22 protein-coding genes and 4 tRNA genes are annotated in these 26,601 nt (G+C 69.6%); 9 read left to right on the forward strand and 17 right to left on the reverse strand.

The genetic code is table 11. The annotated features are described in order from the left end of the window. Both NQ151_RS01360 and pdxY read left to right on the forward strand, forming a co-directional pair. A complete protein-coding gene (locus NQ151_RS01360) occupies window positions 1-1,338 on the forward strand; it encodes an aminotransferase class I/II-fold pyridoxal phosphate-dependent enzyme (RefSeq protein WP_257526781.1) in 1,338 nt (445 codons plus the stop codon). Between the two features lie 16 nt (window positions 1,339-1,354). Beyond that, window positions 1,355-2,206 (forward strand): pyridoxal kinase PdxY, encoded by an 852-nt coding sequence (gene pdxY / locus NQ151_RS01365; protein ID WP_257526782.1) that lies wholly within the window; start codon window positions 1,355-1,357, stop codon window positions 2,204-2,206. A 23-nt stretch (window positions 2,207-2,229) separates the two neighbouring features. Here pdxY and NQ151_RS01370 read toward each other — a convergent pair whose 3' ends face one another. The 4 genes from NQ151_RS01370 to NQ151_RS01385 form a co-directional block, all read right to left on the reverse strand. Then, entirely contained in the window at window positions 2,230-2,817 is a 588-nt protein-coding gene (locus tag NQ151_RS01370) for a hypothetical protein (RefSeq protein WP_257526783.1), read from the reverse strand. A 34-nt stretch (window positions 2,818-2,851) separates the two neighbouring features. Further along, the gene (locus tag NQ151_RS01375) at window positions 2,852-3,409 is read right to left on the reverse strand and encodes an HIT family protein (protein WP_257509800.1); all 558 of its coding nucleotides are present in this window, start codon (window positions 3,407-3,409) and stop codon (window positions 2,852-2,854) included. Continuing rightward, entirely contained in the window at window positions 3,406-5,397 is a 1,992-nt protein-coding gene (gene thrS, locus NQ151_RS01380) for a threonine--tRNA ligase (protein WP_257509799.1), read from the reverse strand. The genes NQ151_RS01375 and thrS overlap by 4 nt, the downstream gene beginning before the upstream one ends. Before the next feature lie 179 nt (window positions 5,398-5,576). After that, window positions 5,577-6,089, reverse strand: a complete 513-nt coding sequence (locus tag NQ151_RS01385; RefSeq protein WP_257526784.1) for a glycine cleavage system transcriptional repressor — start codon at window positions 6,087-6,089, stop codon at window positions 5,577-5,579. Window positions 6,090-6,245: 156 nt separating this feature from the next. Between NQ151_RS01385 and NQ151_RS01390 the strand changes: the two genes are divergently transcribed. Beyond that, entirely contained in the window at window positions 6,246-6,497 is a 252-nt protein-coding gene (locus NQ151_RS01390; RefSeq protein ID WP_257526785.1) for a hypothetical protein, read from the forward strand. 68 nt (window positions 6,498-6,565) lie between these two features. On the opposite strand, the gene NQ151_RS01395 is transcribed toward NQ151_RS01390, so the two are convergent. The 3 genes from NQ151_RS01395 to NQ151_RS01405 all read right to left on the reverse strand — a co-directional run bounded on the left by NQ151_RS01395 (window position 6,566) and on the right by NQ151_RS01405 (window position 6,864). Beyond that, a tRNA-Val gene (locus NQ151_RS01395) sits at window positions 6,566-6,640 on the reverse strand. A gap of 24 nt (window positions 6,641-6,664) precedes the next feature. Then, a tRNA-Cys gene (locus NQ151_RS01400) sits at window positions 6,665-6,738 on the reverse strand. A 53-nt stretch (window positions 6,739-6,791) separates the two neighbouring features. Beyond that, a tRNA-Gly gene (locus tag NQ151_RS01405) sits at window positions 6,792-6,864 on the reverse strand. A gap of 146 nt (window positions 6,865-7,010) precedes the next feature. On the opposite strand from NQ151_RS01405, the gene NQ151_RS01410 reads away from it, so the two are divergent. Continuing rightward, window positions 7,011-7,083 (forward strand) — tRNA-Val (locus NQ151_RS01410). A 55-nt stretch (window positions 7,084-7,138) separates the two neighbouring features. Here the strand turns inward: NQ151_RS01410 and NQ151_RS01415 are convergent. The 3 genes from NQ151_RS01415 to NQ151_RS01425 all read right to left on the reverse strand — a co-directional run bounded on the left by NQ151_RS01415 (window position 7,139) and on the right by NQ151_RS01425 (window position 10,636). Next, a complete protein-coding gene (locus tag NQ151_RS01415; RefSeq protein ID WP_257526786.1) occupies window positions 7,139-8,731 on the reverse strand; it encodes an ABC-F family ATP-binding cassette domain-containing protein in 1,593 nt (530 codons plus the stop codon). Window positions 8,732-8,831: 100 nt separating this feature from the next. After that, on the reverse strand, window positions 8,832-9,434 hold the full coding sequence (locus tag NQ151_RS01420) for a response regulator transcription factor (RefSeq protein WP_257526787.1): 603 nt from the start codon (window positions 9,432-9,434) through the stop codon (window positions 8,832-8,834). After that, window positions 9,431-10,636: a sensor histidine kinase gene (locus NQ151_RS01425; protein WP_257526788.1), complete on the reverse strand. Its 1,206-nt coding sequence runs from the start codon at window positions 10,634-10,636 to the stop codon at window positions 9,431-9,433. Before NQ151_RS01425 ends, NQ151_RS01420 begins: the two co-directional genes overlap by 4 nt. Before the next feature lie 168 nt (window positions 10,637-10,804). Here NQ151_RS01425 and NQ151_RS01430 point away from each other — a divergent pair, with 168 nt between their 5' ends. Then, window positions 10,805-11,368 (forward strand): small multidrug efflux protein, encoded by a 564-nt coding sequence (locus NQ151_RS01430; protein ID WP_257526789.1) that lies wholly within the window; start codon window positions 10,805-10,807, stop codon window positions 11,366-11,368. Window positions 11,369-11,382: 14 nt separating this feature from the next. On the opposite strand, the gene NQ151_RS01435 is transcribed toward NQ151_RS01430, so the two are convergent. From NQ151_RS01435 to NQ151_RS01455, 5 genes are all read right to left on the reverse strand, one after another. Continuing rightward, window positions 11,383-12,018: a hypothetical protein gene (locus NQ151_RS01435; protein WP_257526790.1), complete on the reverse strand. Its 636-nt coding sequence runs from the start codon at window positions 12,016-12,018 to the stop codon at window positions 11,383-11,385. Beyond that, complete coding sequence (locus NQ151_RS01440; RefSeq protein ID WP_257526791.1) at window positions 12,015-12,524, reverse strand: type II toxin-antitoxin system PemK/MazF family toxin; 510 nt, start codon at window positions 12,522-12,524, stop codon at window positions 12,015-12,017. Before NQ151_RS01440 ends, NQ151_RS01435 begins: the two co-directional genes overlap by 4 nt. Before the next feature lie 336 nt (window positions 12,525-12,860). Continuing rightward, a complete protein-coding gene (locus NQ151_RS01445) occupies window positions 12,861-14,087 on the reverse strand; it encodes an ammonium transporter (protein ID WP_257509785.1) in 1,227 nt (408 codons plus the stop codon). Between the two features lie 188 nt (window positions 14,088-14,275). Continuing rightward, window positions 14,276-15,304 (reverse strand): cell division protein ZapE, encoded by a 1,029-nt coding sequence (gene zapE / locus NQ151_RS01450; RefSeq protein ID WP_257509784.1) that lies wholly within the window; start codon window positions 15,302-15,304, stop codon window positions 14,276-14,278. A gap of 40 nt (window positions 15,305-15,344) precedes the next feature. Continuing rightward, the gene (locus NQ151_RS01455) at window positions 15,345-16,568 is read right to left on the reverse strand and encodes an alpha/beta hydrolase family protein (protein WP_257509783.1); all 1,224 of its coding nucleotides are present in this window, start codon (window positions 16,566-16,568) and stop codon (window positions 15,345-15,347) included. A 25-nt stretch (window positions 16,569-16,593) separates the two neighbouring features. On the opposite strand from NQ151_RS01455, the gene NQ151_RS01460 reads away from it, so the two are divergent. From NQ151_RS01460 to NQ151_RS01475, 4 genes are all read left to right on the forward strand, one after another. Further along, on the forward strand, window positions 16,594-17,184 hold the full coding sequence (locus NQ151_RS01460) for a DUF3000 domain-containing protein (protein ID WP_257509782.1): 591 nt from the start codon (window positions 16,594-16,596) through the stop codon (window positions 17,182-17,184). Next, window positions 17,177-18,373, forward strand: coding sequence for a ribonuclease D (locus NQ151_RS01465; RefSeq protein WP_257526792.1), 1,197 nt, complete (start codon window positions 17,177-17,179; stop codon window positions 18,371-18,373). The genes NQ151_RS01460 and NQ151_RS01465 overlap by 8 nt, the downstream gene beginning before the upstream one ends. A gap of 72 nt (window positions 18,374-18,445) precedes the next feature. Continuing rightward, window positions 18,446-19,651 carry a thiolase family protein gene (locus NQ151_RS01470; RefSeq protein ID WP_257526793.1) on the forward strand — a complete coding sequence of 402 codons (1,206 nt, stop codon included), beginning with the start codon at window positions 18,446-18,448 and terminating at the stop codon, window positions 19,649-19,651. Window positions 19,652-19,659: 8 nt separating this feature from the next. After that, a complete protein-coding gene (locus tag NQ151_RS01475) occupies window positions 19,660-21,807 on the forward strand; it encodes a 3-hydroxyacyl-CoA dehydrogenase NAD-binding domain-containing protein (protein WP_257526794.1) in 2,148 nt (715 codons plus the stop codon). A gap of 194 nt (window positions 21,808-22,001) precedes the next feature. Here NQ151_RS01475 and pepN read toward each other — a convergent pair whose 3' ends face one another. Together pepN and dxs are read right to left on the reverse strand one after the other, a co-directional pair. Beyond that, window positions 22,002-24,491: an aminopeptidase N gene (gene pepN / locus NQ151_RS01480; RefSeq protein WP_257526795.1), complete on the reverse strand. Its 2,490-nt coding sequence runs from the start codon at window positions 24,489-24,491 to the stop codon at window positions 22,002-22,004. Between the two features lie 58 nt (window positions 24,492-24,549). After that, window positions 24,550-26,532, reverse strand: coding sequence for a 1-deoxy-D-xylulose-5-phosphate synthase (dxs, locus tag NQ151_RS01485; protein WP_257526796.1), 1,983 nt, complete (start codon window positions 26,530-26,532; stop codon window positions 24,550-24,552). Window positions 26,533-26,601 lie beyond the last annotated feature (69 nt).

A 26,601-nucleotide genomic window follows, 5' to 3' on the forward strand; every position in this document is an offset into this window, starting at 1 on the left:
ATGGAGAACACGGGCGTGGACGAGGCGATCACGGGAGCCTCTGCGGCAGAGATCGCAGAGAGCATCCGGGACCTCGTCGACAGCGGCCGGGTGTCCCCCGGCGACGCACTCCCCTCGGTGCGTGCGCTCGCCGACCGCCTGGGTGTCAATCGCAACACCGTCGTCGCGGCGTACCGGCTGCTCGGCCAGGCCGGCCTGGTGGCCTCGCTCGGTCGGGGCGGCACGCGCGTGGCTGCCCCCGGGCCGATGCCGGCAGAGGGATACGCGCAGAACAGCGTGCTGCGCGATGTCGGCGACGGCAACCCCGACCCCGCACTCATCCCCGACCTCTCGCGCGCCCTCGCCGCGCTCGGCGGCCGTCCGGTGCTGTACGGGGAGCCGGTCATCGACCCCGACCTGGAGCGATGGGCTCGCGCCTGGATGGCTCCCGACGTCGCCGACCCGGACGCGCTGCGCGTGACGGTCACCGGCGGCGCCGTCGACGCGATGGAGCGTCTGCTCGCGCAGGCGCTGGTCCGTGACGATGCGGTGGCCATGGAGGATCCCTGTTTCCTCTCCAGCATCCGTACCGTGCGCCTGGGCGGCTACCGCCCGGTGGCGGTGCCGGTCGATGAGGAAGGGATGACCGTCGAGGGGCTGCGCGCCGCGCTCGCCGAAGGCGTACGCGCCGTCATCTGCACCCCGCGGGCACAGAACCCCACGGGTGTCAGCCTTTCGGCCCGCCGCGCCGCCGACCTGCGGGAGGTGATGGCCGAGCATCCGCATGTCCTGGTGATCATCGACGATCACTCGTCACTGCTCACGCGGCGCCCGTACCACTCGATCATCGGCCCGACGCATCGGCGCTGGGCGCTGGTGCGGTCGGTGTCGAAGTTCCTCGGGCCCGACATGTGCCTGGCGATCCTCGCCTCCGACCCCGACACCGCCGACCGCCTCGCGATGCGGCTGAGCCCCGGCAGCACCTGGGTCAGCCATCTGCTGCAGCGGCTGACCGTGGCGCTCGTGACCGATCCCGACGTGATGGCGGCGATCGATGCCGCCGGCGAGCACTACCTGGCGCGCAACCGGGCGTTCGCCGACCGGCTCACCGCGCACGGGGTCCCCTGCGCGCCCGGCGACGGGCTGAGCCTGTGGGTCGAGGTGGGCTCCCCGGCGCGCGCCGTCACCGAGCAGCTCATGCGCCGCGGCTGGCTCGCCCGTCCCGGCGACGAGTTCGTGCTCGCCGATGAGAGCGCGGCCCATCGGCTGCGCCTGACCGTCCACACCCTGTCCGATGCCGACGCCGAGACGCTCGCCACCGACATCGCCGCCGCCGTCCGTGCGATGGCAACCCGATGAGAGAAGGTTCCCTGCCGTGAAGATCCTGTCGATCCAGTCCGCCGTCGCCTACGGCCATGTGGGCAACTCCGCGGCTGTGTTCCCGCTGCAGCGCATCGGCGTCGAGGTGCTGCCGGTGTACACCGTCAATTTCTCCAACCACACCGGTTACGGCTCGTGGCGCGGACCCCTCATCTCCCCCGACGACGTCAGGGACGTCATCGCCGGCATCGAGGAGCGCGGTGTCTTCGGCGAGATCGATGTCGTGCTGTCGGGTTACCAGGGCGGCGAGGGTATCGGCGAGGTCATCATCGACACCGTGGCGCGCGTGAAGGCAGCCAACCCGGGTGCCGTCTACGCCTGCGACCCGGTGATGGGAAACGCCAAGTCGGGTTGCTTCGTGGCCCCGTCGATCCCGGTGCTGCTGCGGGAGAAGGTGGTGCCGGTTGCCGACATCATCACGCCGAACCAGTTCGAACTGGGCTTTCTCACCGGCACGGAGCCGGCGACGATCGAGCAGACACTGGATGCCGCTGACCGCGCACGCGCGATGGGACCGCGGACGGTCCTCGTCACGAGCGTCGAGCGGCCCGACCGGGAGGCGGGCACCATCGAGATGCTTGTCGTCGACGACGCGGGCGCGTGGATCGTGCAGACCCCGCTGCTGCCGATGAAGGCCAACGGGTCGGGCGATGTCACGGCGGCGCTGTTCACTGCGCACTACCGCCGCACCGGCAGCGCCGCCGAGGCACTGGCCCGCACCACGTCGAGTGTGTACGACCTGCTGCAGGCGACGCACGAATCCGGTCAGCGCGAACTGGCACTCGTTCCTGCGCAGGAGTTCTATGCCCACCCGCGCATGCAGTTCGAGGTGCGTCAGCTGCGCTGACCGGAGACGCCGTCAGAGGCGGGTCAGTAGACCCCGCCGGATTCGCTCCAGGCGGCTTCCCACTGCGGTGCGTCGTCGGGGCAGATGAACCCGGTGCCGAAGACCATGATGCTCACGGCGCCTTCGATGGCTCCGGGGTCGCCACCGGAGACGGCGGAGACGAGCGGCGATGACGTGACGTGGGTGCGGAAGACGTCCAGGTCCACCGCGTGGCCGTTGAGGATCGACGTCTCGCAGGCGTCCAGGGCGAGGGCGAGGGTGATCGTCTCGGCCTCCGCATTCCAGGTACCGCCCTGCGACTCGACGTACGCGCGCTGCTGCGCGACGAGTTCCGTCTGCTCGGGGGTCTTGGCCACCAGCGCCGAGCCGTCCAGCGGCTGCTGCTGGTCGACGAAGAACTGATCGCGCTCCCCGAGGGCATCGCCGAGACCGTCGTCGGCGCCCGCTTCGGGGGTGGCCTCGGTCTCGGGCGCCTCGGCCGTCGGCGTGGCGGCATCGCTGCCGGGCCCGTCGACGCGCTCGGCACCTTCGGTGGGGAACGAGGCGCACGAGGCGAGCGACAGCGCGAGCATCGTGGCGGCCGCGGTGGCGAGTAGACGGTGGGACTTCATGAAAGCGGTTTCCTCTCGAGGGCGTCCCGCCAGGCTAGCGGCGTTCGCCGCTACCGCTTGACCACGCTGTGGAAACCGCCTCGCGCACCTCGCCGAGCAGCTGTGGCAGGGCCTTGGTCTTGGCGATGATCGGGAAGAAGTTCGCATCCGTCGCCCACCGCGGCACGATGTGCTGATGCAGGTGCTCGTCCACCCCGGCACCGGCGACGGCGCCCTGGTTCATTCCGATGTTGAAGCCGTCGCAGCGCGACACCTCTCGCAGCACCCGCATGCCCGTCTGGGTCAGCTCGGCGATCTCGGCGACCTCCTCCGCCGTCGCCTGGTCGTACGTGGCGACGTGGCGATAGGGGCACACCAGCAGGTGACCGGAGTTGTACGGGAACAGGTTCAGCAGCACGTACGCGGTGCGCCCGCGGTGCACGATGAGGCCATCGGCATCCGACATGTCCGGGGCGGCGCAGAAGGGGCACGCGGCGCGCATCGCGTCGGCACCGGCCCGGATGTACGCCATCCGGTGCGGCGTCCACAGCCGCTGGAACTCGTCGGGCACGCCCGGGAGGGTCGCCGCGTCGACGAGTTCCTCGTCGCTCACGCCAGGTCCTCCGCCGTGTCGACGAGGGTCCGCTCGGCGATGGCGCGCAGCACCAGGGCGATCGCGTCGTCGACGGGGACCCCGTTGGTCTGCGTGCCGTCGCGGAAGCGGAACGACACGGTGCCTGCGGAGCGGTCCTGCTCCCCCGCGATCAGCTGCAGCGGCACCTTCTGCGTGGTGTGGGTGCGGATCTTCTTCTGCATCCGGTCGTCGGAGTGGTCGACCTCGGCCCGCACGCCCTGCAGGCGCAGCTGGTCGACGATTCCGCCGAGATAGTCGCCGTACTCGGCGGCGACGGGGATGCCCACGACCTGCACGGGAGCCAGCCACACCGGGAAGGCTCCGGCGAAGTGCTCCAGCAGGATCGCGAAGAAGCGCTCGATCGACCCGAACAGGGCGCGGTGGATCATGATCGGGCGGTGCTTCTCGCCGTCGGGCCCGGTGTATTCCAGGCCGAAGCGCTCGGGCAGGTTGGGGTCCACCTGCACGGTGGACAGCTGCCATGTGCGGCCGATCGCATCGCGGGTCTTCAGATCGATCTTGGGGCCGTAGAACGCGGCTTCGCCGGGGACCTCGGTGAGCTTGAGCCCGCTGGCCAGCGCGACGTTGCGGAGGGCGTTGGTGGAGTACTCCCAGAACTCCTCGCTGCCGATCCACTTCTCCTTCTCGTCGTCGCGCATCGACAGCTCGAGCTCGAAATCGGTCAGACCGAAGTCGCGCAGCATCGAGATGACGAACTCCAGCACGCGGGTCGTCTCCGACTCGAGCTGGTCGGGCGTGACGAACAGGTGCGAGTCGTCCTGCGTGAACCCGCGCACCCGGGTGAGGCCGTGCAGCGCCCCGGAGAGCTCGTTGCGGTAGACGGTGCCGTTCTCGGCGAGCCGCATCGGCAGGTCGCGGTAGCTGCGTGCCCGCTCCTTGTAGATGAGGATGTGCATCGGGCAGTTCATCGGCTTCAGGTAGTAGTCCTGGCCGTGCTTGGTGATGTTGCCGTCGGCATCCCGCTCCTCATCCATGTGGATGGGCGGGAACATCCCCTCGCGGTACGTGACGAGGTGATTGGACTGCAGGAAGAGGTCTTCCTTGGAGATGTGCGGGGTGTACACGTAGGTGTAGCCGCCCTCGATGTGCCGGCGGCGGGCGTGCTGTTCCATCTCGCCGCGGATGACACCGCCCTTGGGATGCCACACCGACAGGCCCGACCCGATCTCGTCGGGGAACGAGAACAGGTCCAGCTCCTTGCCGAGCTTGCGGTGGTCGCGCTTGGCGGCCTCTTCGAGGCGCTGCTGATACGCGCGCAGCTCGTCCTTGGTCGGCCACGCGGTGCCGTAGATGCGCTGCAGCTGCGGGTTCTTCTCGCTGCCGCGCCAGTAGGCGCCGGCGATGCGCTGCAGTGCCCAGCCGTTGCCGATCATGCGGGTGCTGGGCAGGTGCGGGCCGCGGCAGAGGTCCTTCCAGACCGTCTCGCCGTCGCGGTTGACGTTGTCGTAGATCGTCAGCTCGCCGGCGCCGACCTCGACGGACGCGCCCTCGGCGGCATCCTTCGATCCGCCCTTGAGGCCGATCAGCTCGAGCTTGAACGGCTCGTCGACGAGTTCGACACGGGCCTCCTCGTCGGTGACGACACGGCGGACGAACCGCTGGCCCTCGCGGACGATGCGCTGCATCTCCTTGTCGATGGCCTTGATGTCTTCCGGGGTGAAGGGCTCGGCGACACCGAAGTCGTAGTAGAAGCCGTTCTCGATCGGCGGGCCGATGCCGAGGTTGGCCTGCGGGTTGATCCGCTGCACCGCCTGGGCGAGCACGTGCGCCGTGGAGTGGCGCAGGATCGCCAGGCCATCGGGACTGTCGATGTGGACCGGTTCCACATCGTCGCTGTCGGATACGACCGTCGCGAGGTCCTTGAGCTCGCCGTTCACGCGCAGCGCGACGACGGAGCGGTCGGGGAACAGGGCGAAACCGTCGACGGGGCTAGACACGTCAGTCACAGGAACTTCTCCAGAAGGTGGCTCGGAACAATGGCTGCTCAGCTTCGGACGACGCGCGCCCTGCCCGCTCAGGCCTGAAGCGTTCGCGTGCCGGTGGCCGCGACGACGGTCGCAACGGTCGTCCGGCTCAGTTCCATGGGCATGATTCTAGCCGGGTGCGCGACGGGGCCGACGCGGGGTCAGACGTCGGTGACGGCGAGATCCACCTGGATCTCCCCGGCGAGCCGCTCGAGGTCCTCGGTGATCGTGGCGGTCTCGACGCCGGGCGGCACCCGTACCGCGAGGATCGCTTCGAACAGCGTGCCCCCTGCCATCGGTGCGTCGAGGGTGCGGCTGGTCAAGCTGTCGATGCTGAGACCCCGCGCGGCAAGGGTCCCGGTGACGTCGCGGACGATGCCCGGGCGGTCGTTGCCCAGCACCGTGAAGGTCACGTGACGGGTCGCGGCATCCGCCCGCGCACTGCTCTCGTGCGTCGTGATGCGCAGCAGTCCGCCGAGTCCGTCCAGCGCCGCTCGCAGTGCGTCGACCCGGTCGTCTGGGACCGAAACGAGCGCGATCCCGGCGAAAGCCCCGGCGAGTTCGGCCATTTCGCTGCGTTCCCAGTTTCCGCCGTGGGTGGCAACGGTGTCGGCGAGGGTCTGTACGAGACCCGAGCGGTCGTCGCCGACGATGGTGAGCACGAGGTGGGCCATGCGCCGAGCCTAGCCCCGCGGGTATCGCGTGCGGGCGGGTGGCATCCGTCCGTCGCATGCGTTCGGGAAACCACTTCTCGGGTGAGAAACCACGCAATGCGTGATGTCTCGACCGAGAAATGGTTTCTCGCGGGACGGGACGGTAGCGTCTGTCGCATGATCGAGGGGCCGCCGCGGGATCGCGCATCGGGCCGCTGGGTGTGGCTCGTGTTGCCGGTCGTCCTGGGCGTTGTCGTTCTTTTCGTCACGAGCACCACGGTGGGCACGTGCTACGACTCCGCCGATCCCGCCGCGACCCACTGCGACAGCGGCCCGATGCTCGGCGTCGCCGGCGTGTGGGTGGCCTGGGGTGCGTGGGCGCTCGTCGCAGCCCTCTGTGTCTCCCGTGCGGTGAGGCGCCGGAGCTGACGCGTCCGGCTCGCCAGGCGATGCGGGAGCGGAAACGAAAAACCCCCGGCGAGCCGGGGGTTTTTCGGTGGTGCGCGATACTGGGATCGAACCAGTGACCTCTTCCGTGTCAGGGAAGCGCGCTACCGCTGCGCCAATCGCGCCCGTAAGGGCTGTTGAGTTCTGAGTGGAGGTGGCGACGGGATTCGAACCCGTGTAAACGGCTTTGCAGGCCGGTGCCTAGCCGCTCGGCCACGCCACCGTGTGGTTTGACCCCACGTGCCATGGAACCCCCGGAGAGGTTCCGTACACTCGAGCGGATGACGAGACTCGAACTCGCGACCCCAACCTTGGCAAGGTTGTGCGCTACCAACTGCGCTACATCCGCATTCTGCACCGGATCGCTCCGGCACTTGAATGACTTTAGCCGACTAATTGCCGAGTGCAAAACCCGCGCGCCCCGCGCGTGTCTCGCCCGTTGGTTCGTTGCCGGCCGCGGCATCCGGTATGCTCATTCAGGCCCCTCGGGGCGACGGGCGATTGGCGCAGTTGGTAGCGCGCTTCCTTCACACGGAAGAGGTCATCAGTTCGAGTCTGGTATCGCCCACAACAGAAAACCCCCGGCTCGCCGGGGGTTTTCGTCATTTCAGGACGCGGATGCCTCAGAGTGCCCCGGTAGCCGGCGTCTCGATGACCTGCGGCGATCCGTCGAACACGAGCAGCCTGTCGGCGAGCTTGTCGACGAAGAACCGGTCGTGGCTGACCACCATCACCGCGCCCGGGAAATGAGTCAGCGCGCGTTCCATCACCTGCGTGGAGGTGATGTCGAGGTGGTTGGTCGGCTCGTCGAGGATGATCACCGCTGCCCCCGACAGCAGGCACTGCGCGATCGCGACACGCGCGCGCTGACCGCCCGACAGGGTGCCGATCTTCTGCTGCAGATCGGCCTCGGAGAACTGCAGCATCGCGAGGAACCGGTTCACGCTCTTCTTCGTCGCCGTCAACGCGAGCGAGTCGGGGTAGGCGTTGACGGCGTGTCCCACGCTGTCCGTCAGATCCAGCTCGGCGAAGACCTGGTTGTACGAGATGAACCGTGCCCCCTTGGCCCAGCGCACCGTGCCGGCATCCGCTTGGGTCTCGCCGGTGAGGACATCGAGCAGCGTCGACTTTCCGGATCCGTTCGAGCCCAGCACCGCGACCCGGTCGCCGCGCTGCAGGTCGAACGAGAGCCCTTCGAACAGCGGCGTGCCGTTGAAGCCCTTCGCCAGCCCGGTGACCGTCAGCAGGTCGTTGCTGACCCGCAGCCCGTCGTAGATGCCGGTGATGATCTGGTCGATCGGACGAGGCGCCTGGCGCTTCTTGATGTCGGCGAGGCGCCGGGTTACCGCGTTCGAGGGGTTGCGGGCCGCTTCCCGCCGCGCGGTGGAGGCTGCCTGCTCGTAGGCGAGCAGCTCCTCCTCGTGGGCGAACTGGCGCTCGAGCATCTTCAGCCGCGACTGCTTCGCGTGGACATAGGCGGAGTAGTTGCCCTCATAGTCCTGCAGTCGCAGGTTTTCGATCTCGACGATGCGGGTGACCACGCCGTCGAGGAACTGCCGGTCGTGCGAGACGACGAGCACCGCGCCGGGGAACCCGCCGAGCCACCCTTCGATCCAGCGCACGCCGTCGAGGTCGAGGAAATTGGTCGGCTCGTCCAGCAGCAGCACATCCGGGGCCTGCACCAGGATGAGCGCGAGCGCGGCGCGGTTGCGCCACCCGCCGGAAAGCCGGCCGACGGGCAAGCGCCGGCGCTCCTGGTCGAACCCGAGGCTCGTGAGCACCGTGTCGATCGTGTTCTCGTAGGTCCAGCCACCGACGGCATCCATGCGCTCGAACAGCTCGCCCTGCTCGGCGAGGAGGCGGGTCATCGCGGCATCCGTCATCGGCTCCGCCAGCTGCCCGCCGATCTCGTCGAGGCGGGCCTGGGTTTCGTGCACCGCTGCGAAGTGGCCGCTGAGCGTCTGTTGCACGCTTTGCTCGCCGTCGAGCTCGGAGAACTGCGAGAAGTACCCGATCGTGGTGCCGAGCGTCACCGACACGGTGCCACCGGACGGCTCCCGGCGACCGAGCACGATCTCGAGGAACGAGGTCTTGCCGGTGCCGTTCTTGCCGATGAGGCCGATGCGGTCACCCTGGCGCAGCTTGAGGAAGGCTTCCCGCAGCACCGGTTTCCCGTCGAATTCGATGCTCACGTCGTTCAGGCGGATCAGGCTCACGGGTGTCCTCGCGGTCGGGTAAAAAGCTGCGAGACGGATACCTCGGGCCGACCGCCCACTCTAGCGACGGCACCTGCACGCGCGATGGATGCCGGCACGTTCAGAGCCAGCCGCGCTCCTCTGCCAGCAGGGTGGCCTGCTGCCGGGAGTCGACCGCGAGCTTGGCCAGGACGGCGGACACGTGGTTTCGCACCGTGCCGGGAGCCAGCGACAGCGTACGGGCGATCTGCTCCGACGTCTCGCCGCGTCGGCCCGCCCGCAGCACGTCGAGTTCGCGCGCTGTCAAGGGGGACCGCTCGTCGCTGAGGGCATCGGCGGCGATCTCCGGGTCGACGTAGCGTGCCCCTGCCGCGATCCGGCGGATGACGGCGGCAACCTCGTCGGCACCGCGAGACTTGGGCAGGAACCCCGCGACGCCCGACTCCAGCGCACGGCGCAGGACACCGGGACGGGCGTGACGGGTCACGATGATGCAGCGGGTTGCGGGCGTGCGTTTCAGTCGCTCGGCGACCTGCACCCCGTCCAGGTGCGGCATCTCGAGGTCGAGCAGGCAGACGTCGGGCTGCAGCCGTAGCGCCTCTTCCACCGCCTGCTGGCCGTCGGCGCACTCCGCCACGACGTCGATGTCGTCCTCCAGGCGCAGCAGCGCCGCGAGGGCGGAACGGATCATGGCTTCGTCGTCGGCGAGCAGCACCCGGATCATCGGGCACCGCCGGCGGGCACGGTCATGGTCACGGTGAATTCGCCGTCGCCGCGGCGTACGTCGAGCGTGCCGCCGGCGTCGGCGGCGCGTCGGCCCAGACCGGCCAGGCCCGCGCCGTCCTGCTGCGGTGCGGCATCCGACGCGTCGTTGGAGATCGCGTACCGCCACGACGATGCATCCCGGGTGAGAGAGAGCCGTGCCCATCCCCCGCCGCCGTGGCGGAGCACGTTCGTGGTGGTCTCGCGGATGACGGGGCCGATCACGTCGGCCGGCGCGCGGTCGGCATCCTCGTCCACTGTCACGTCGGCGTCCGTACCGGCCGCACGCAGCAGATCCACGGCGTTGGCGAGTTCGTCTCGCAGTGGCACCGACCGGAAGCGCATGGCGAGGTCCCGGGTACCCTGCCGCGCCTCGTCGACGCTGGCGCGAGCCGTCTGCAGATGCTGCAACGATGCGGCGGGATCGCGCGACATCAGCCGCTCGGCCAGCTCGAGTTGGAGGGCGATCACCTGCAGGTGGTGGCCCTGGAGGTCATGCACGTCGGTCGCCAGCCGCAGGCGCTCCTGCGTGGCGGCGAGCTTGGCCTCGGAGGCGCGGGCACGGTCGAGGGCGATGAGCACGTCCCACCACCACAGCGAGAACACCGTCATCCCCGGGAGGAAGACCGTGTAGAACCCGATGAGCCACCAGCTCGGCTCCGCGGTGATAACGCCGACCCGCCCGAAGCCCAAGCGCGCGTCGATGACCCACAACCCGGCGAGCAGAAGCGTCGCCGCCAGCACCACGCGCAGGCGCACGCCCGCGGGCCAGTTGAGCAGCACGACCGACTGCACGAGCGGCAGCAGTGCGATGGCCCAGCTTCCGCTGGCGATCCACACCACGACGCCATAGGCGGCGGCGATCGCCAGCGGCGCAACCACTCTGCGCCAGCTCGCGACGGGCGCACCCTCGGTGCGATGCCGGTAGTCCACCATCAGCGCCAGCGTCGAGGCGCACCACACCAGGGCGCCGAGCCCGACGGCGAGCACGGCCCAGGCATCCACCCCCGCCTCCCCCAGCGCCGAGAACCAGACCATGACAAGGATCAGTTCGAACAGCAGGATCGCCGACACGGTGTACCACCACGTGGCGTTGATGCCCCTGCTCAGCGCCGCTCCCCCGGACGCGGAGAGGGCGACGGCGGGCGCGGAGGTGCGGGTCACCCGTCCACCCTAGGGCGCGTGACAAATGTCATGGACGCCGCGTGCAGACCGCACCTGCAGCGGTGACAGAGCGACACTTCCGGCCGCCTGGCCGAAGCGGTGGACTGTGATCATCACCGCGCGGCCATCGCAGCACGGTTGCCCTCATCGCCTCACCAGGAGCAGAACATGAGCCTCATCGACACTTTCCAGGACCTCGTCGCGCAGGTGCCCGACCTCGTCCAGCCGCTCATCCTCGCTCTCGCCGGCGCGGTGCCGTTCATCGAGGGCGAGGGGGCGGCCACGATCGGGATCATCGGCGGCATCCATCCCGTTGTCGCCGTGATCGCCGGCGCGGCAGGCAACTTCCTGTGCGTCGCGGTGCTGGTGCTGTTGAGCTCCGGTGCGCGTACCGCGGTCGTCACGCGTCGCAGCGAAAGCGTTCCTACCCGGGAAGCTGTTGCCGTCGGTGGTGGGTCGGCGCTCGAGCCGGCATCCACGTCGACACCGGCCGAGCATCTGGGCGGGAACCCCACCCGCCGCGCGAAGTTCCTGCGCGCGCTGGACCGCTACGGCGTGCCCGGAGTGAGCCTGCTGGGCCCGCTGCTGCTGCCGACCCAGTTCACGGCGACCATGCTTGCCGCTGTCGGCGTGGGCAAGGCGCGCATCCTGGTGTGGCAGGCCCTCGCGATCATCGGATGGACCACGATCATCGCCGTCCTCATCACGGGCGTCGTCAACGCGGTCGGCTGATTCGGACCTCTCCCTCAGCCGGAGAGCTGCGGGTTCGCCGCGCGGAGCGAGTCCACGGCCGCCTGCGCGACGGGTACCCCGTGATCGACCGATCCGGATCCGAGCGCGATCACCCACGCCGAGCCCACGAAGGCCTGGACGGTGTAGTACGTGCTGATCGACCCCTCTTCATACAGACCGAATGCCGTGGCGTCGTTGAGCTCAAGCGGCGTGTACGCCGAGGAGCGCAGTGCCGTGACCAGTTCCTCTCGATCCGACGGCGGGAGCTGTGCACTGAAGACTGCCACGCGCCCGTCCGACCCGCCCTCGACGATCCACTCGCAGAACTGCTCGTTCTCGGCGCTGGCGAGAGTCTTCTGCGCAATGGGACCCAGCGCGCCGAGCGCCTGTTCGCGCTCCAGTTCGCCCGGGGTGTCATACAGCACCGCGGTGCTGCTGAAGTTCTCACGCACGACCGTCAGCGGGACAAGTTCGTCGCACGCAGGGTGAACGAGCGTGGTTGCTGTCGGCGTGGGGCTCGGCGTCGCCGGGCTCGTGACGGCCGGTGACGGTGGCGCAGACGCTGTAGGGGTCGCCTCCGGCGCCGGGGCGCTGCACCCGGTCAGCAGCAGCGTGAGAGCCGCCGCAGCGGCCAGTCCGGGGCGCCTCATCCGGCGACCCTCCAGCCGTACCGGCGCTTCAGTGCCGCCGCCACGCGGGCGAAGGTGCTGCGGTCCACAGCGGCCGCCTCGCGGCGCATCCCCGCTGTGTGCACGCTGTACAGCTGGCCGATATCGACCCACGAAGGCCGTCCTTTCGAGTCCCACTCCCCCGCGCCGATCGGCACGAAGTTCGCTTCGCCGTCGTGCGGCGCGCTGGTCAGCCGCAGCGCATAGACGCGGTCGGCGTTCTGAGGGGCGATAACGAGGACGGGCCGGTCCTTGCCACGGCCGTCGCGCTCGGCATACGGCACCCAGGTCCACACCACCTCCCCCGCGTCGGGCTCGCCGTCCGGGTCGGGCGAGTACGCGATGCGCAGCGCCGCCGGCGGGGCGAGTCCGATCGTGGCGGTGGCTCCCGACCGTCCGGGCGTCTCGTCCGTGCCCGCGCGGGACATCGGGCGCCTCGACGGCCGCAACAGCGACGCGAGGCGCTGCAGGAAGCCGCGGGTACTCACGGCGTCACCCTATCCCCCGACCCCGCAGCGTCCCCCGGTGCCACACGGCCGGTGTTTGGGGCGCGTATTCGGCACCGAACCCGGGTTCCGCGGGGTTTGGGGCGCGTATCGGGCACCGAACCCGGGTTCCGCGGGGTTTGGGGCGCGTATCGGGCACCGAACCCGGGTTCCGCGGGGTTTGGGGCGCGTATCGGGCACCGAACCCGGGTTCCGGGGGGGGGGGTATCCGGCGACGGATGCCGCAGCCAGCGACCCCGAGCGCGCCGGCGAGCCCCCGGACACGCGACAGGGGCGCCGCGGCCAAGCCGCGACGCCCCTGCAGGTGTGGACTGAAGGTCAGTCGGCGAGGGCGTAACCCTCTTCGCCGTGCACGACCGTGTCGACACCGGCGATCTCGTCCTCGTTCTTGATGCGGAAGCCGAGCGTCTTCTGAATCGCGAAGCCGAGGATGCCGGCGACGACGAAGGAGTAGACCATGACACCGAGTGCGGCGATGACCTGCAGCAGCAGCTGCTCCGCGTTGCCACCGACGAACAGGCCGGTGTCGGTGGCGAAGAAGCCGAGGTAGATCGTGCCGATGAGGCCACCGACGAGGTGGATGCCGACGACGTCGAGCGAGTCGTCGAAGCCCAGCTTCCACTTCAGCTCGATCGCGAGGGCGCAGGCCGCACCCGCGATGATGCCCAGGAGCAGCGCCCAGCCCGGCGACAGGTTGGCGCAGGCCGGGGTGATGGCGACCAGACCCGCGACCGCACCCGATGCCGCACCGATCGACGTGGCCTTGCCGTCCTTGAGCTTCTCGACGATGACCCAGCCGAGCACGGCAGCGGCCGTGGCGCCGAGCGTGTTGATCCCGATGAGGCCGACGCCGCCCATGTCCTCGGACAGCCACTCGGCACCGGCGTTGAACCCGAACCAGCCGAACCACAGGATCGCGGCGCCCAGCATGACGAGCGGCACGTTGTGCGGCTTGTGGATGCCCTTCTGGAAACCGATGCGCTTGCCGAGGACCAGGGCCAGGGCGAGGGCTGCGGCGCCGGCGTTGATGTGCACCGCGGTGCCACCGGCGTAGTCGATGACCTCCGTGCCGAAGCCCATGCTGGTGCCGAGGTTGAAGATCCAGCCGCCACCCCACACCCACGCGGCGACGGGGAAGTAGACGATGGTCGCGAACAGACCGGCGAACAGCATCCACGAGCCGAACTTGGCCCGGTCGGCGATCGCACCGGAGATGAGCGCGACCGTGATGATCGCGAAGGTCGCGCCGTACGCGACGCCGATGAGCGACGTGTTCGCGCCCTCACCCGAAGCGAGGCCGCTGAGGGCGAAGTCGCTGAACGGGTTGCCCGAGAACTCCCACGTGCTGCCGACCGCGCTCATGTTGAAGCCGTACAGAATCCACAGCACGCTGATGAGTCCGAGAGCTCCGAAGCTCATCATCATCATGCTGACGACACTCTTGGCCTTGACCAGACCGCCGTAGAAGAAGGCGACACCGGGCGTCATGAATAGCACGAGCGCGGTGGCCATGATCCCCCAGGCGATGTTGCCGGGTGCGTCCATAGGTGTTACCTCACATTGATCAGTGACAGGGACACGTCGCGGATGGGTACGGGTGGCCGCTTCGTGTTCGCCCAGTCTCGCCAGGCGCCGTTACTGACAGCATGCAGGTCGTGTTTCGCGTTGGTTACGCAGTGGCATCCGCGGTAAACATCACGTTTCGTCCCGCCCGGAACGCGGCCCCGGATGGGTCAGGAGTGCGTGAGGGCCACGAGGCGGGAGATGGCGCGCAGGTACTTCTTGCGGTACCCACCGGCGAGCATCTCGTCACCGAACACCTGATCGAGCGGAGTGCCGGTGGCTCGAAGGGGGATCTGCGCGTCGTAGGCACGGTCCACGAAGGCGACGAAACGCAGCGCCGCGGACTGGTCGTCCAGCTGCGTCACATCCCGCAGCCCGACCGCCGACAGCCCCTCGATGAGCCGGATGTAGCGGGAGGGGTGCACGGTGGCCAGGTGGGCCACGACCGCCGCGAACCGGTCGTCGGATGCGGGGCCGGTGGTGGCGGCATCCGCCAGCACCCGCTCGTACTCGGCGTCGGTGAGCACCACCGCGTGCCCGTCGACGGCGCGCTGGCGGTAGTCGGTGCCGTCGATGCGCAGAGTCTGGAAGCTCGCCGACATCGCGTGGATCTCGCGGAGGAAGTCCTGTGCGGCGAAGCGACCTTCGCCCAGCGCGTTCGGCGGCGTGTTCGATGTCGCCGCCAGCCGGGTGCCGGATGCCACGAGCTCGCCGAGCAGCCGGGTCATAACCATCGTGTCGCCCGGGTCGTCGAGTTCGAACTCGTCGATGCACAGCAGATCAGCGCCACGGAACAGCTCGACGGTCTTCTGATAGCCGATCGCCCCGACCAGCGCGGTGTACTCGATGAAGGAGCCGAAGTATTTCCGATGCGCGGGCACCGCATGGTAGATCGCGGCGAGCAGGTGGGTCTTGCCGACACCGAAGCCGCCGTCCAGATATACGCCTGGCTTGAGCTCGGGCGTCTTCTTCGCCCGGCGGAACAGTCCGCCGCGCGCTGCGGGTGCACCCCCGCCGGAGAACGCGATGAGCGTTTCCTTCGCGTCCTGCTGCGACGGGTAGGCATGATCTGACCGGTAGGTCTCGAACGTCGCGTCGTCGAACTGGGGCGGCGGGACGAGCGAGGCGATCATCTCATCGCCGGTGACCTGGGGCTGGCGTTCGATCAGACGCACGATGCCCGTGCCGGTGGTGGTCATGGGTGTCGATCGTAGTCGCGCGAGGCGCCTCGGGTCGCCGCTAGTCGTACGAGGGGGTCTGCACCGACGTCATGCCGTGCGCGCGCAGCCACGTCAGGATGCGGTTGTTCCAGCGCTGCTGGTCGTAATTCCACAGTTTCGTGTGGCGCGCCACGTCGAACACTTCGAACTCCACCAGGTCCGGGCGGGCGACCACCAGATCGTGGGAGGCGTCGGAGGGCACGAATCCGTCATCGTCGCTGTGGAGGATGAGGATCGGATGCCGCAGCTCCCCCGCCCGGGCGACCACGTCGAGGCGGTCGAACGGGATGGGCGCGCCGGCACCGGTGACGGTGGTCGCCCAGTCGGCGCGCAGCGCCCCGATCGCCAGCTGGGTGACCGGCTCGGGCACCTTCAACTGCTTGGCCTGGTAGCCCAGCACGATGCGCCAGTCGATGACGGGTGACTCCAGGACGACACCGACGATGAGGTCGCGGTGCGCGGAGTTCAGCGCCACCTGCAGCGCGATCGCGCCGCCCATCGACCAGCCCATCAGCACCACGCGCTTCGCGCCGCGTCTGCGGGCGAAGCCCACCGCCGCATCCACGTCGCGCCACTCCGTCGCGCCCAGCGCATAGGTGCCGCTGCGACTGCGCGGCCCTTCGCCGTCGTTACGGTACGACACCAGCAGGGAGGTGATCCCGGCTTCGTGGAACACCGGCACAGCGCGCAGGCACTCCGCGCGGGTGGTGCCGCGGCCGTGAACCTGCACGACCCAGGTGTCGGCGGACTCGGCCGCCGGGAACAGCCACGCCGGGCATGGGCCGAGCGGTCCGCCGATCAGTTCGGAGGTGAACGGCAGCTGCAGCTGGGTGGGGTCGTCGAAGTACCAGCCGCTGAACGCGGCCTCGGAGGAAAGATGCGCCTCGGCGGGTACGTGCGTGAGGAGCTTGCGCTTGACCGTCGAGGCGTCCTCGGAGAGCACCGAGCCGAGCTTGATGTACTGCGCGGTGCCGGTCGTGAAGAGGCCATACCTGCCGGGCAGCGCGGTGTCGGCGGTGCGCGAGAGGGTGATGGTCTGAGCGGCGGTGTCCAGATCGACGATCTTGGTGTCGGGCACCCGGCCGGCGGGGGTGACCACGCGACGTGCCATCCGCACCGCCAGCACGCCCATCGCGCCTATCACCCCGGTCAGGGCGGCGACAAGGGTGACCACGAGTGCACGCACGAGGATCAGGGCAGAGAGGGAGGCGCCGGGCGGGACGGCGCGCCTGGAGGCCATCATGGTGGCCTCACTCTAGTCTGTCGACGTGGATGATCCGCGCCCTCCGGCGGGACCGCCCGCATTCGCTGAAGCAGCGGAGCGGGTGCGTTCGCTCGCCTTCCGTTCCGACTTCGTCGTGCGCGAGATCCCCGCGCCCAGCGGGCTGGCCCCCGACGCCATCGCCCTCGCCGGCGACGTGCGACCCGAGCAGCACGGGGTCGACTCCCCCTACGGCACCGGGCGCTTCATCCTGCTGCACGACGACACCGACGTCGACGCGTGGGGTGGTCCGTGGCGCATCGTCTGCTTCGCGCAAGCGCCCCTGGAGACCGAGATCGGCACCGATCCGATGCTGGCCGATGTGGCCTGGTCATGGCTGGTCGACGCACTTGAGTCCCGCAGTGCGAAGTATGAGGCGGCATCCGGCACCGCCACCAAGACGCTTTCCAAAGGTTTCGGCACGCTGGCCGATCAGGGCGATGGCGCCCAGATCGAGCTGCGCGCGTCCTGGTCGCCGTCCAGCGACATCGTCCAGCACGTCCAGGCGTGGGGTGAACTGGTTTGTATGCTGGCGGGTTTGCCGCCCGGGTCGGAGGAGATTGCAGTGTTTGGACCGCGCCGAGGTGCACGTGGCTGAGTACGTCGTCATCGAGGATGCCGCGGGGCTCGCTGCCGCGTGTGCGGCACTGGCCGCCGGCGACGGTCCCGTCGCCGTCGACGTGGAGCGGGCCAGCGGCTTCCGCTACTCCCAGCGCGCGTACCTGGTGCAGGTGTTCCGGCGCGACGCCGGGGTGTACCTGTTCGATCCGCCCGCCATCGGCGACATGACCCCGTTGCAGGATGCCATCGGCGGCGAGGAGTGGATTCTGCACGCCGCGAGCCAGGATCTTCCCTCGCTGCGGGAGATCGGCCTGGAGCCCCCGTCGATCTTCGACACCGAGCTCGCCGCCCGGCTGCTGGGCCACGAGCGGGTGGGGCTGGGCGCCGTGGTCGAGGACACCCTGGGCATCACTCTGGACAAGGCGCACTCCGCCGCGGACTGGTCCACCCGGCCGCTGCCGCAGGCATGGCTGGAGTACGCCGCGCTCGACGTGCTGCTGCTCGTGGACGTGCGCGACGTGCTGGTTGCCGAGCTCGACGAGCAGGGTAAGACCGAGCTCGCCGCGGAGGAATTCCAAGCCGTGCTGGAGCGTGCCCCCAAGCCCCCGCGCGAAGAACCGTGGCGGCGCCTGAGCGGACTGCACACGGTGCGAGGGCGGCGTGGCCTCGCGGTGGCGCGGGCGCTGTGGACCGCACGCGAGGATTACGCCCGCGAGCAGGACGTCTCCCCCGGCAGACTCGTGCCCGACCGCGCCCTCGTGGCCGCCGTGCTGGCGGACCCGGCGACCAAAGCAGACCTCGCGAAGGTGAAGGACTTCACCGGGCGGGCCAGTCGCTCGCAGCTGGACCGATGGTGGGCGGCGATCGAGGCCGGTCGCGCCGACGAGGCGCTGCCGCCGGAACGCGTCCCGGGCGACAGCATGCCGCCGCCCCGGGCCTGGGCGGACCGCAATCCCGCCGCCGACGCCCGCCTCAAGGCGGCCCGACCGGAGATCGAGCGTGTCGCCGAAGAGCTCGGGATGCCGACGGAGAACCTGCTGACGCCCGACACGCTGCGCCGCATCGCCTGGACGCCGCCGGAACCGCTCGACGCGGCATCCGTCTCGGCCGCCTTGGCCGCGCAGGGTGCGCGTCGCTGGCAGATTGAACGAACCGCACAGGTGATCACCGACGCGTTTGTGCGTTCCCTGCAAGCGCCATCGGAAGAGCCTGAAACGACTTCGTAGGATCACCCCAACCGATTCTCCTGCGCCGACGCGGGTTTCTAGGCTGACATGATCCCTATTTTTGGAGGCAGAGTGGCCGAGATTTCGGACGTCTTCTTCGTCGACGGCATGCGCACGCCGTTCGGACGCGCAGGCGAAAAAGGCATGTACTGGAACACCCGCGCGGATGACCTCGCTGTGAAGGCGACCATCGCGCTCATGGACCGCAACCCCGAGGTTCCCCCAGATCGCGTCGACGACGTCGCGATCGCCGCAACCAGCCAGACCGGCGACCAGGGCCTGACTCTGGGCCGTTCCGTCGCGATCCTCGCCGGTCTCCCGCAGACCGTGCCGGGTTTCGCAATCGACCGGATGTGCGCGGGCGCGATGACGAGCGTCACGACGATGGCCGGCTCCATCGGCGTCGGCATGTACGACGTCGCCCTCGCCGGCGGCGTGGAGCACATGGGGCACCACCCCATCGGCGCCGACGCCGACCCGAACCCCCGCTTCGTGGCGGAGAAGATGGTCGACCCCGGCGCGCTGAACATGGGCGTGACGGCCGAGCGCATCTTCGACCGGTTCCCTCATCTGACCAAGGAGCGTTCCGACCGCTACGGCATGCTCAGCCAGCAGAAGCTGCAGGCGGCATACGACGCCGGCAAGATCCAGCCCGACCTGGTGCCGGTCGCCGTCAAGGACGCCGAGGGCGCGTGGGGGCTCGCGACGGCGGACGAAGGCCGCCGCCCGCAGACCACGATGGCAGACCTCGCGAGCCTGAAGACCCCGTTCCGTCCGCACGGCCGGGTCACGGCAGGCACCTCGTCGCCGCTGACCGACGGCGCGACCATGTCGCTGCTGGCCGGCGGCGGCGCCGTGAAGCAGCTCGGGCTTGCCCCGAAGATGAAGCTGGTCTCGTTCGCGTTCGCCGGCGTGCAGCCGGAGATCATGGGCATCGGCCCGATCCCGTCGACCGAGAAGGCGCTGCGCAAGGCGGGCCTGGACATCTCCGACATCGGACTGTTCGAGCTCAATGAGGCCTTCGCGATCCAGGTGATCTCGCTGCTGGATCACTTCGGCATCGCCGACGACGACCCGCGCGTCAACCCGTGGGGCGGCGCCATCGCCGTGGGCCACCCGCTCGCGGCATCCGGCGTGCGCCTGATGATCCAGCTGGCCGCGCAGTTCGCCGAACGCCCGGACGTCCGCTACGGTCTGACCGCCATGTGCGTCGGTCTCGGGCAGGGCGGCTCGGTCATCTGGGAGAACCCGCACTTCAACGGCAAGAAGAAGAAGTAGGAACCGCGATGACCGACTACAACTCCATCGACTTCTCGCCGATCCTCGCCGGCACCGAGGGCGAGGTGATCACGCACTCCCCCGTGCGCGACATCACCCTGCCCAGCGGCAAGGTGCTCGCCCTCATCACGCTCGACAACGGGCGCGACCACACCCGCCCGAACACACTCGGCCCGGCGACGCTCGCCGAACTCGAACAGACCCTCGCGGGCCTGAAGGACCGGGCATCCCGAGCTGAGATCCACGCCGTCGGCATCACCGGCAAGCAGTACATCCTCGCCGCCGGTGCGGACCTGTCCGACATCTCACGCCTCGACTCGAAGGACAATGCCCGGCTGGTCGCCCAGTTCGGGCACAAGGTGCTCGGTTCGCTGGGTGACCTGGGGGTGCCGTCGTTCGCGTTCGTCAACGGCCTGGCTCTCGGCGGGGGCCTGGAGATCGCGCTGAACTCCACCTACCGCACCGTCGACGCGTCGGCTGCCGCGGTGGCGCTGCCCGAGGTGTTCCTCGGCATCATCCCCGGCTGGGGCGGCGCGTACCTGTTGCCGAACCTCATCGGCATCGAGAACGCGCTCGAGGTGGTCATCTCCAACCCGCTCAAGCAGAACCGCACGCTCAAGCCGCAGCAGGCGTTCGACCTCGGCATCATGGACGCCATCTTCCCGGCATCGAACTACCTCGAGGATTCGCTGCGCTGGGCAGACGGCGTGCTGTCGGGCGCCGTGAAGGTCGTCCGCAAGAACGAGCCGGGCAAGATGGAGCGCCTCACCAAGTGGCCCATCGCGATCAAGATGGCCCGCGGCATGCTCGAGTCCAAGATCGGCACGGTGCCGAAATCGCCCTACGTCGCCCTGGAACTGCTCGAGCGGGCCAAGAGCGGCACCAAGGCGGAGGGTTTCGCCCGTGAGGACGAGGCGCTGGCCGAGTTGGTGACCGGCGACCAGTTCGCGGCATCCATGTACGCGTTCGACCTCGTGCAGAAGCGCGCCAAGCGCCCCGTCGGCGCCCCGGACAAGCAGCTGGCCAAGAAGGTGACCAAGGTCGGCATCATCGGCGCGGGTCTCATGGCCAGTCAGTTCGCGCTGCTGTTCGTGCGCAAGCTGCAGGTGCCGGTGCTGATCACCGACCTCGACCAGGGCCGCGTCGACAAGGGCGTGGCGTACATCCATGAGGAGATCGGCAAGCTCGAGGCGAAGGGCCGCCTGGATGCGGACACCGCCAACCAGCTGCGCGCGCTCGTGACCGGCACGACCGACAAGACCCAGTACGCGGACTGCGACTTCGTGATCGAGGCGGTGTTCGAAGAGGTCGGCGTCAAGCAGCAGGTGTTCGGCGAGATCGAGAAGGTCATCGCCGAGGACGCGATCCTCGCGACGAACACCTCGTCGCTGTCGGTCGAGGAGATCGGCGCGAAGCTGGCGCACCCCGAGCGCCTGGTCGGCTTCCACTTCTTCAACCCGGTCGCGGCCATGCCGCTGATCGAGATCGTGAAGACGCCTCATACGGCGGATGCCGCGCTGGCGACGGCGTTCGTGGTGGCACGCGGGCTCGGCAAGAACGCGGTGCTCACCGCCGACGCGCCCGGCTTCGTGGTGAACCGCCTGCTGGCGAAGGTCATGGGTGAAGCGGCGCGTGCGGTGTACGAAGGCACGCCGCTGCTGACCGTCGAGAAGGCCTTCGGCCCGCTCGGCCTGCCGATGACGCCGTTCCAGCTGATCGACCTGGTCGGCTGGAAGGTGGCCGCGCACGTGCAGGACACCATGACCGCCGCCTTCCCGGACCGGTTCTACGCGAATGAGAACTTCCACGCGCTCGCGCAGCTGGACGCCGTGGTCGAGAAGGACAAGTCGGGTCGCGTTTCGGGCTGGACCAAGCAGGCCGAGAAGGTGCTCAAGGGTGCGGTCGGCTCGTCGCCGGCCTCCGCCGAGGAGATCCTGCGTCGCGTGCAGGACGGTCTCGCGCAGGAGATCCGCATCATGCTCGATGAGGGGGTCGTGCCCGAGGTCGAGGACATCGACCTGTGCCTCATCCTCGGTGCCGGCTGGCCGTTCATCGACGGCGGTGCCTCGCCGTACCTCGACCGCGAGGGGGCATCGGAGCGCGTCTTCGGCGACACGTTCCACCACCCGCCGATCCGCGGCATCGCGGCCGTCTGACACGGCGCGCAGGGGCGGCCCCGGGCTTCGGCTCGGGGCCGCCCCTGCGTTGCGGGGTCATGGTGTCGGAATCCGCTCCGGCCCGCGCCGTAACCTCGGAGATCGCCGGTGATTCGGAGCCGATCGGCGTGTTCGGTCCGAAGTTGTGGCGTTCCCCGAAGTTGTGGCGGGCGACTCGGCGACGCGCCTGCCCGCTACTGCGCCGCGCGCACGCGCAGGTCGCGGGCGAGGTGGTCCCGCTGCTCGATCACGATGCGCCGCAGTGCGGCGGGCGCGTCCGGATGCGCGGCCAGCCACGCGTCGGCCGGCTCGAGGGAATCGGATGCCGGGAACAGTCCCCGCACCAGGCGACGCGCGATCTCGATGCTGCGGTCCGCCCACGTCTCACGGATGCGGGCGAAGTAATCCGCGTCGTACGCCCCGATGAGGTCGCGCCGGCCGCCGGCCCGGAAACCGGCGATCGTGGCGCTGAGGTGGTCATTCGTGAGCGTGGTGTCCTCCCACGCCGCCTGCCATGCGGCGGCCCGCACGTCCTGGTCCGGCCGGGAGGCGCACATGCGGATGTGCGCGGTGCGCCCCGTGGCGGTGGCGTCGCGGTGCAGCTCGGCATCGGCATCCGCCGTGGTGGCATCACCTGTCGTGGCCAGCGCGGTCCACCAGGTCCACCGCAGCTCCGGGTCCAGTGACAGGCCCGCAGGCGGAGCGTCGGCGCCCTCGAGGAAGGACCGCAGCTGCGCCGCGCGTGACCGGTCGTACGCCGCGGCCTCCCCCACCGCCCGCGCCCACGCCAGCTGGGCACCGCTGGCCGGCGCGGCATCCGCCATCGCCTGCCAGCAGGTCTCCAGCCACGCCGCCCGCTGGGCGTCACGTGCGGCCTCAGGCACGTAGTGGCCGATCGCGACCGCGGTATTGGCGAGTACGTCGGTCAGCAGCGCGATGTTCGACTCCGCGGGGGCGTGCTGGTGCACGATGTCGAGGTAGCGCGCGACGGGCAGTTCGCCGTCGCGGGCGGCGTTCCACAGCGCAGACCACACCAGGCCGCGGGCGAGGGGGTCGTCGATCGTTGAGAGCGCGGCCTGCACGGCGTCGACGGATGCCGCATCCAGCCGCACCTTCGCATAGGTGCGGTCGCCGTCGTTGGCGAGGATGAGCGCGGCACCGGCCGCCGGCAGCGGCACGGGCGTGCGCGCGTCGCGGATGTCCACCTCGATGGCCGCACCGCGCACCAGGCGCCCGTCCTGCAGGTCGTACGCGGCCACGCCGAGGCGGTGCGGGCGAGGGTCGGTCTGCACGAGCGTCAGGCCCTCCTCGCCCCGCTCGACAGACACCGTGCTGACGCCGGTGGTCTGCAGCCACGCGCGCGACCAGGCGCGCACATCGCGGCCGGAGACGGCTTCCAGCTGTGCCAGCAGATCCTCTAGCGTGGTGTTGCCGAACGCGTGGGCGGCGAAGTAGCGCCTGGCCCCGTCGAAGAATGCGTCCTCGCCGACGAAGGCGACCAGCTGCTTCAGGACGGCGGCACCCTTGGCGTAGGTGATGCCGTCGAAGTTGAGCTCGGCCGCTTCCAGGTCGGGGATGTCCGCGACGATCGGATGCGTGGTCGGCAGCTGATCCTGCTGGTACGCCCAGGCCTTGCGTCGCACGGCGAACGTGACCCACGCGTCGGTGAAACGGGTGACGGCCGCCGTCGCGTGGGCGCCCATGTAGTCGGCGAACGACTCCTTGAGCCACAGGTCGTCCCACCACCGCATGGTGACGAGGTCCCCGAACCACATGTGCGCCATCTCGTGCAGGATCGTGTTCGCCCGGCCCTCACGCTGAGCGACCGTCGCGGCGCCGCGGAACACGAACCCCTCGCTGAAGGTCACCAGCCCCGGGTTCTCCATCGCGCCGAGGTTGTACTCGGGCACGAAGATCTGGTCGTACTTGCCCCACGGGTACGGATAGTCGAAGGCATCGGTGAAGAAGTCCAGCCCCTGCCGGGTGATCTCGATGATCTCGTCCGCGTCCAGGTGCTGCGCCAGCGACGCGCGGCACAGCACACCCAGCGCGACGGTCTGGTCGCCGCGCCGCCACTCGGAATCGACGCGGTGGTACGGGCCCGCGGCGACGGCGGTGATGTAGCTGGACAGCGGCGGTGTCTGGCCGAACGCCACCCGCTGCGTGTCGCCGGTGACCTGGACGTCCACGGCGGGCTGGTTGGACAGCACGTGCCAGCCGGCGGGTGCGGCGACGACGAACTCGTAGCGCGCCTTCATATCGGGCTGCTCGAAGCACGCCAAGACCCGTCGGGAGTCGGACGGTTCGTACTGCGTGTACAGGTACGTCGCGGCATCCACGGGGTCCACGAACCGGTGCAGGCCCTCACCGGTGTGGCTGTACGCGCCACGCGCGGCGATGCGCACCGTGTTCTGCGGTGCCAGCCCGGCGACACGGATGCGCGCGCCGTCCCACTCGACAGGGTGGGCCACGCCGTTGACGTGCACGGACTCCACGGCTTCGCCGATGAAGTCGATCCAGGTCTCCGGCACGTCGGCGTCGAATTGCAGCGTGCTGACGGTGGGAAAGCCGGTAGTGGCGGCATCCGGTGCACCGGTCACATCCAGCTCGACCCGCACGGTGTGGAGGGTGACGTGGGCGGATCGGGCGGCGGTTTCGTCCCGGCCGAGGTTGGCGCTGCTCATCCGTCCATGTTTTCACGCACGCCGCGCCTCGTCGATGACGGCGCGCACGGCGGGTCGGTCAGGACTGGTCGTCGCGGTTCTGAGCGGAGTCGTCGGGGGACGTGACCTGGGTCATCCACAGCGCCCCGGTGTCGGTCGTGGGGCGAGCGACCGGGATGCGGATGCCCAGCACCTGCGACACCACGTCCTGCGCGATCTTCGCGGCGGTCAGGCCGGCGTCGGCGAGGATCTGCTCGCGCGTGGCGTGGTCGATGAACTCGTCGGGCAGACCCAGCTCGTCCACGGCGGTGTCCACGCCCGCCTCGCGCAGCACCTGTCGCACCCGAGTGCCGATGCCGCCGACGCGGATGCCGTCTTCGAGCGTGATCACCAGGCGGTGCGTCGCGGCGAGCTCGACGATCGACGGCTGCACCGGGATCACCCAGCGAGGGTCGACCACCGTCGCGCCGATCCCCTGCGCGCGGAGGCGTTCGGCGACGTCCATCGCGAGGTGCGCCATCGGGCCGATGCCCACCAGCAGCACGTCCTCCGCGTCACTGCGGGCCAGCACGTCGACGCCGTCGCGCAGCCGCTCGATCGCCGGAAGATCGGTGCCGACGGCGCCCTTGGGGAAGCGGACCACGGTGGGGGCGTCGGAAACGGCGATCGCCTCGCGGAACTCCTCGCGCAGCCGCTCCGCGTCGCGGGGCACGGCGATGCGGATCTGCGGCACGAGCTGCAGCATGGCCAGGTCCCACACGCCGTGGTGGCTGGGGCCGTCGGGACCGGTGACACCCGCGCGGTCCAGCACGAACGTGACGCCGGCCTTGTGCAGGGCCACGTCCATCAGCACCTGGTCGAACGCCCGGTTGATGAAGGTGGCGTAGAGCGCGACCACGGGGTGCAGTCCGCCGTAGGCCAGCCCGGCGGCGGAGGCCACGGCGTGCTGTTCGGCGATGCCGACGTCGTAGACGCGGTCGGGGAAGCGCTGCGCGAACGGGAGCAGGCCGGTGGGGCGCAGCATCGCCGCGGTCATCGCGATGATGTCCTCGCGCTGCTCCCCGGCGGCGACCAGTTCTTCGGAGAATACGTCGGTCCAGGCGGTGGCGCCGGCGCCGGCGCCGGCGATCGCCTCACCGGTGATCGGGTCGATGCGGCCGACGGCGTGGAATTGGTCGGCCTCGTCGCTGAGGGCGGGCCCGAAGCCGCGGCCCTTATCGGTGATCGCGTGCACGATCACCGGGGCGCCGTAGGACTTCGCCAGTTCCAGGGTTTCCAGCAGCGACGCCATGTCGTGCCCGTCGACGGGGCCGAGGTATTTGATGTCGAGGTTCGAGTACAGCGCGGCGTTGTTGACGAAGCGCGTCAGGAACCCGTGCGTGCCGCCGCGCACGCCGCGGTACACCGCGCGGGCTGCGGGCCCGAGCCGGCGGAACAGCGAATCCGAACCGCGATGGAGGGTGCGGTAGGCCTCGGCGGTGCGCACCCGGTTGAGGTAGCGCGCCATGCCGCCGATCGTGGGCGCGTAGGAGCGGCCGTTGTCGTTGATGACGATCACGAGGTTGCGGTCGTTGTCGTCGGTGATGTTGTTGAGCGCCTCCCAGGTCATCCCGCCGGTCAGCGCGCCGTCACCGACGACTGCGACGACGTGACGGTCGGTGCGACCGGTGCGGTTGAGGGCGCGGGAGATGCCGTCGGCCCAGCTGAGCGAGCTGGACGCGTGTGAGGACTCCACGACGTCGTGTGGGCTTTCGCTGCGCTGCGGGTAGCCGGCAAGCCCGCCCCGGGCGCGCAACTGTGAGAAGTCCTGGCGGCCGGTGAGCAGTTTGTGCACGTACGACTGGTGGCCGGTGTCGAAGATGATCGGGTCCTCCGGCGAGCGGAAGACGCGGTGGATCGCGATGGTCAGCTCGACCACGCCGAGGTTCGGACCGAGATGACCGCCGGTGCGGGCGACGTTCTCCACGAGGAACTCACGGATCTCCGCCGCGAGTGCATCGAGTTCCGCGACCGTCATCCGATCGAGGTCGCGGGGTCCGGAGACCGAAGCGAGCAGCGACATGCGTGTCCTTCCTTGGGGGCCACACGGGCTCCTGAGTCTACTCGCGCGGTCGTGGCGCCGAATGTGAAC

It is taken from the genome of Microbacterium sp. zg-YB36 (genome assembly GCF_024623575.2).
GTDB lineage: Bacteria > Actinomycetota > Actinomycetes > Actinomycetales > Microbacteriaceae > Microbacterium.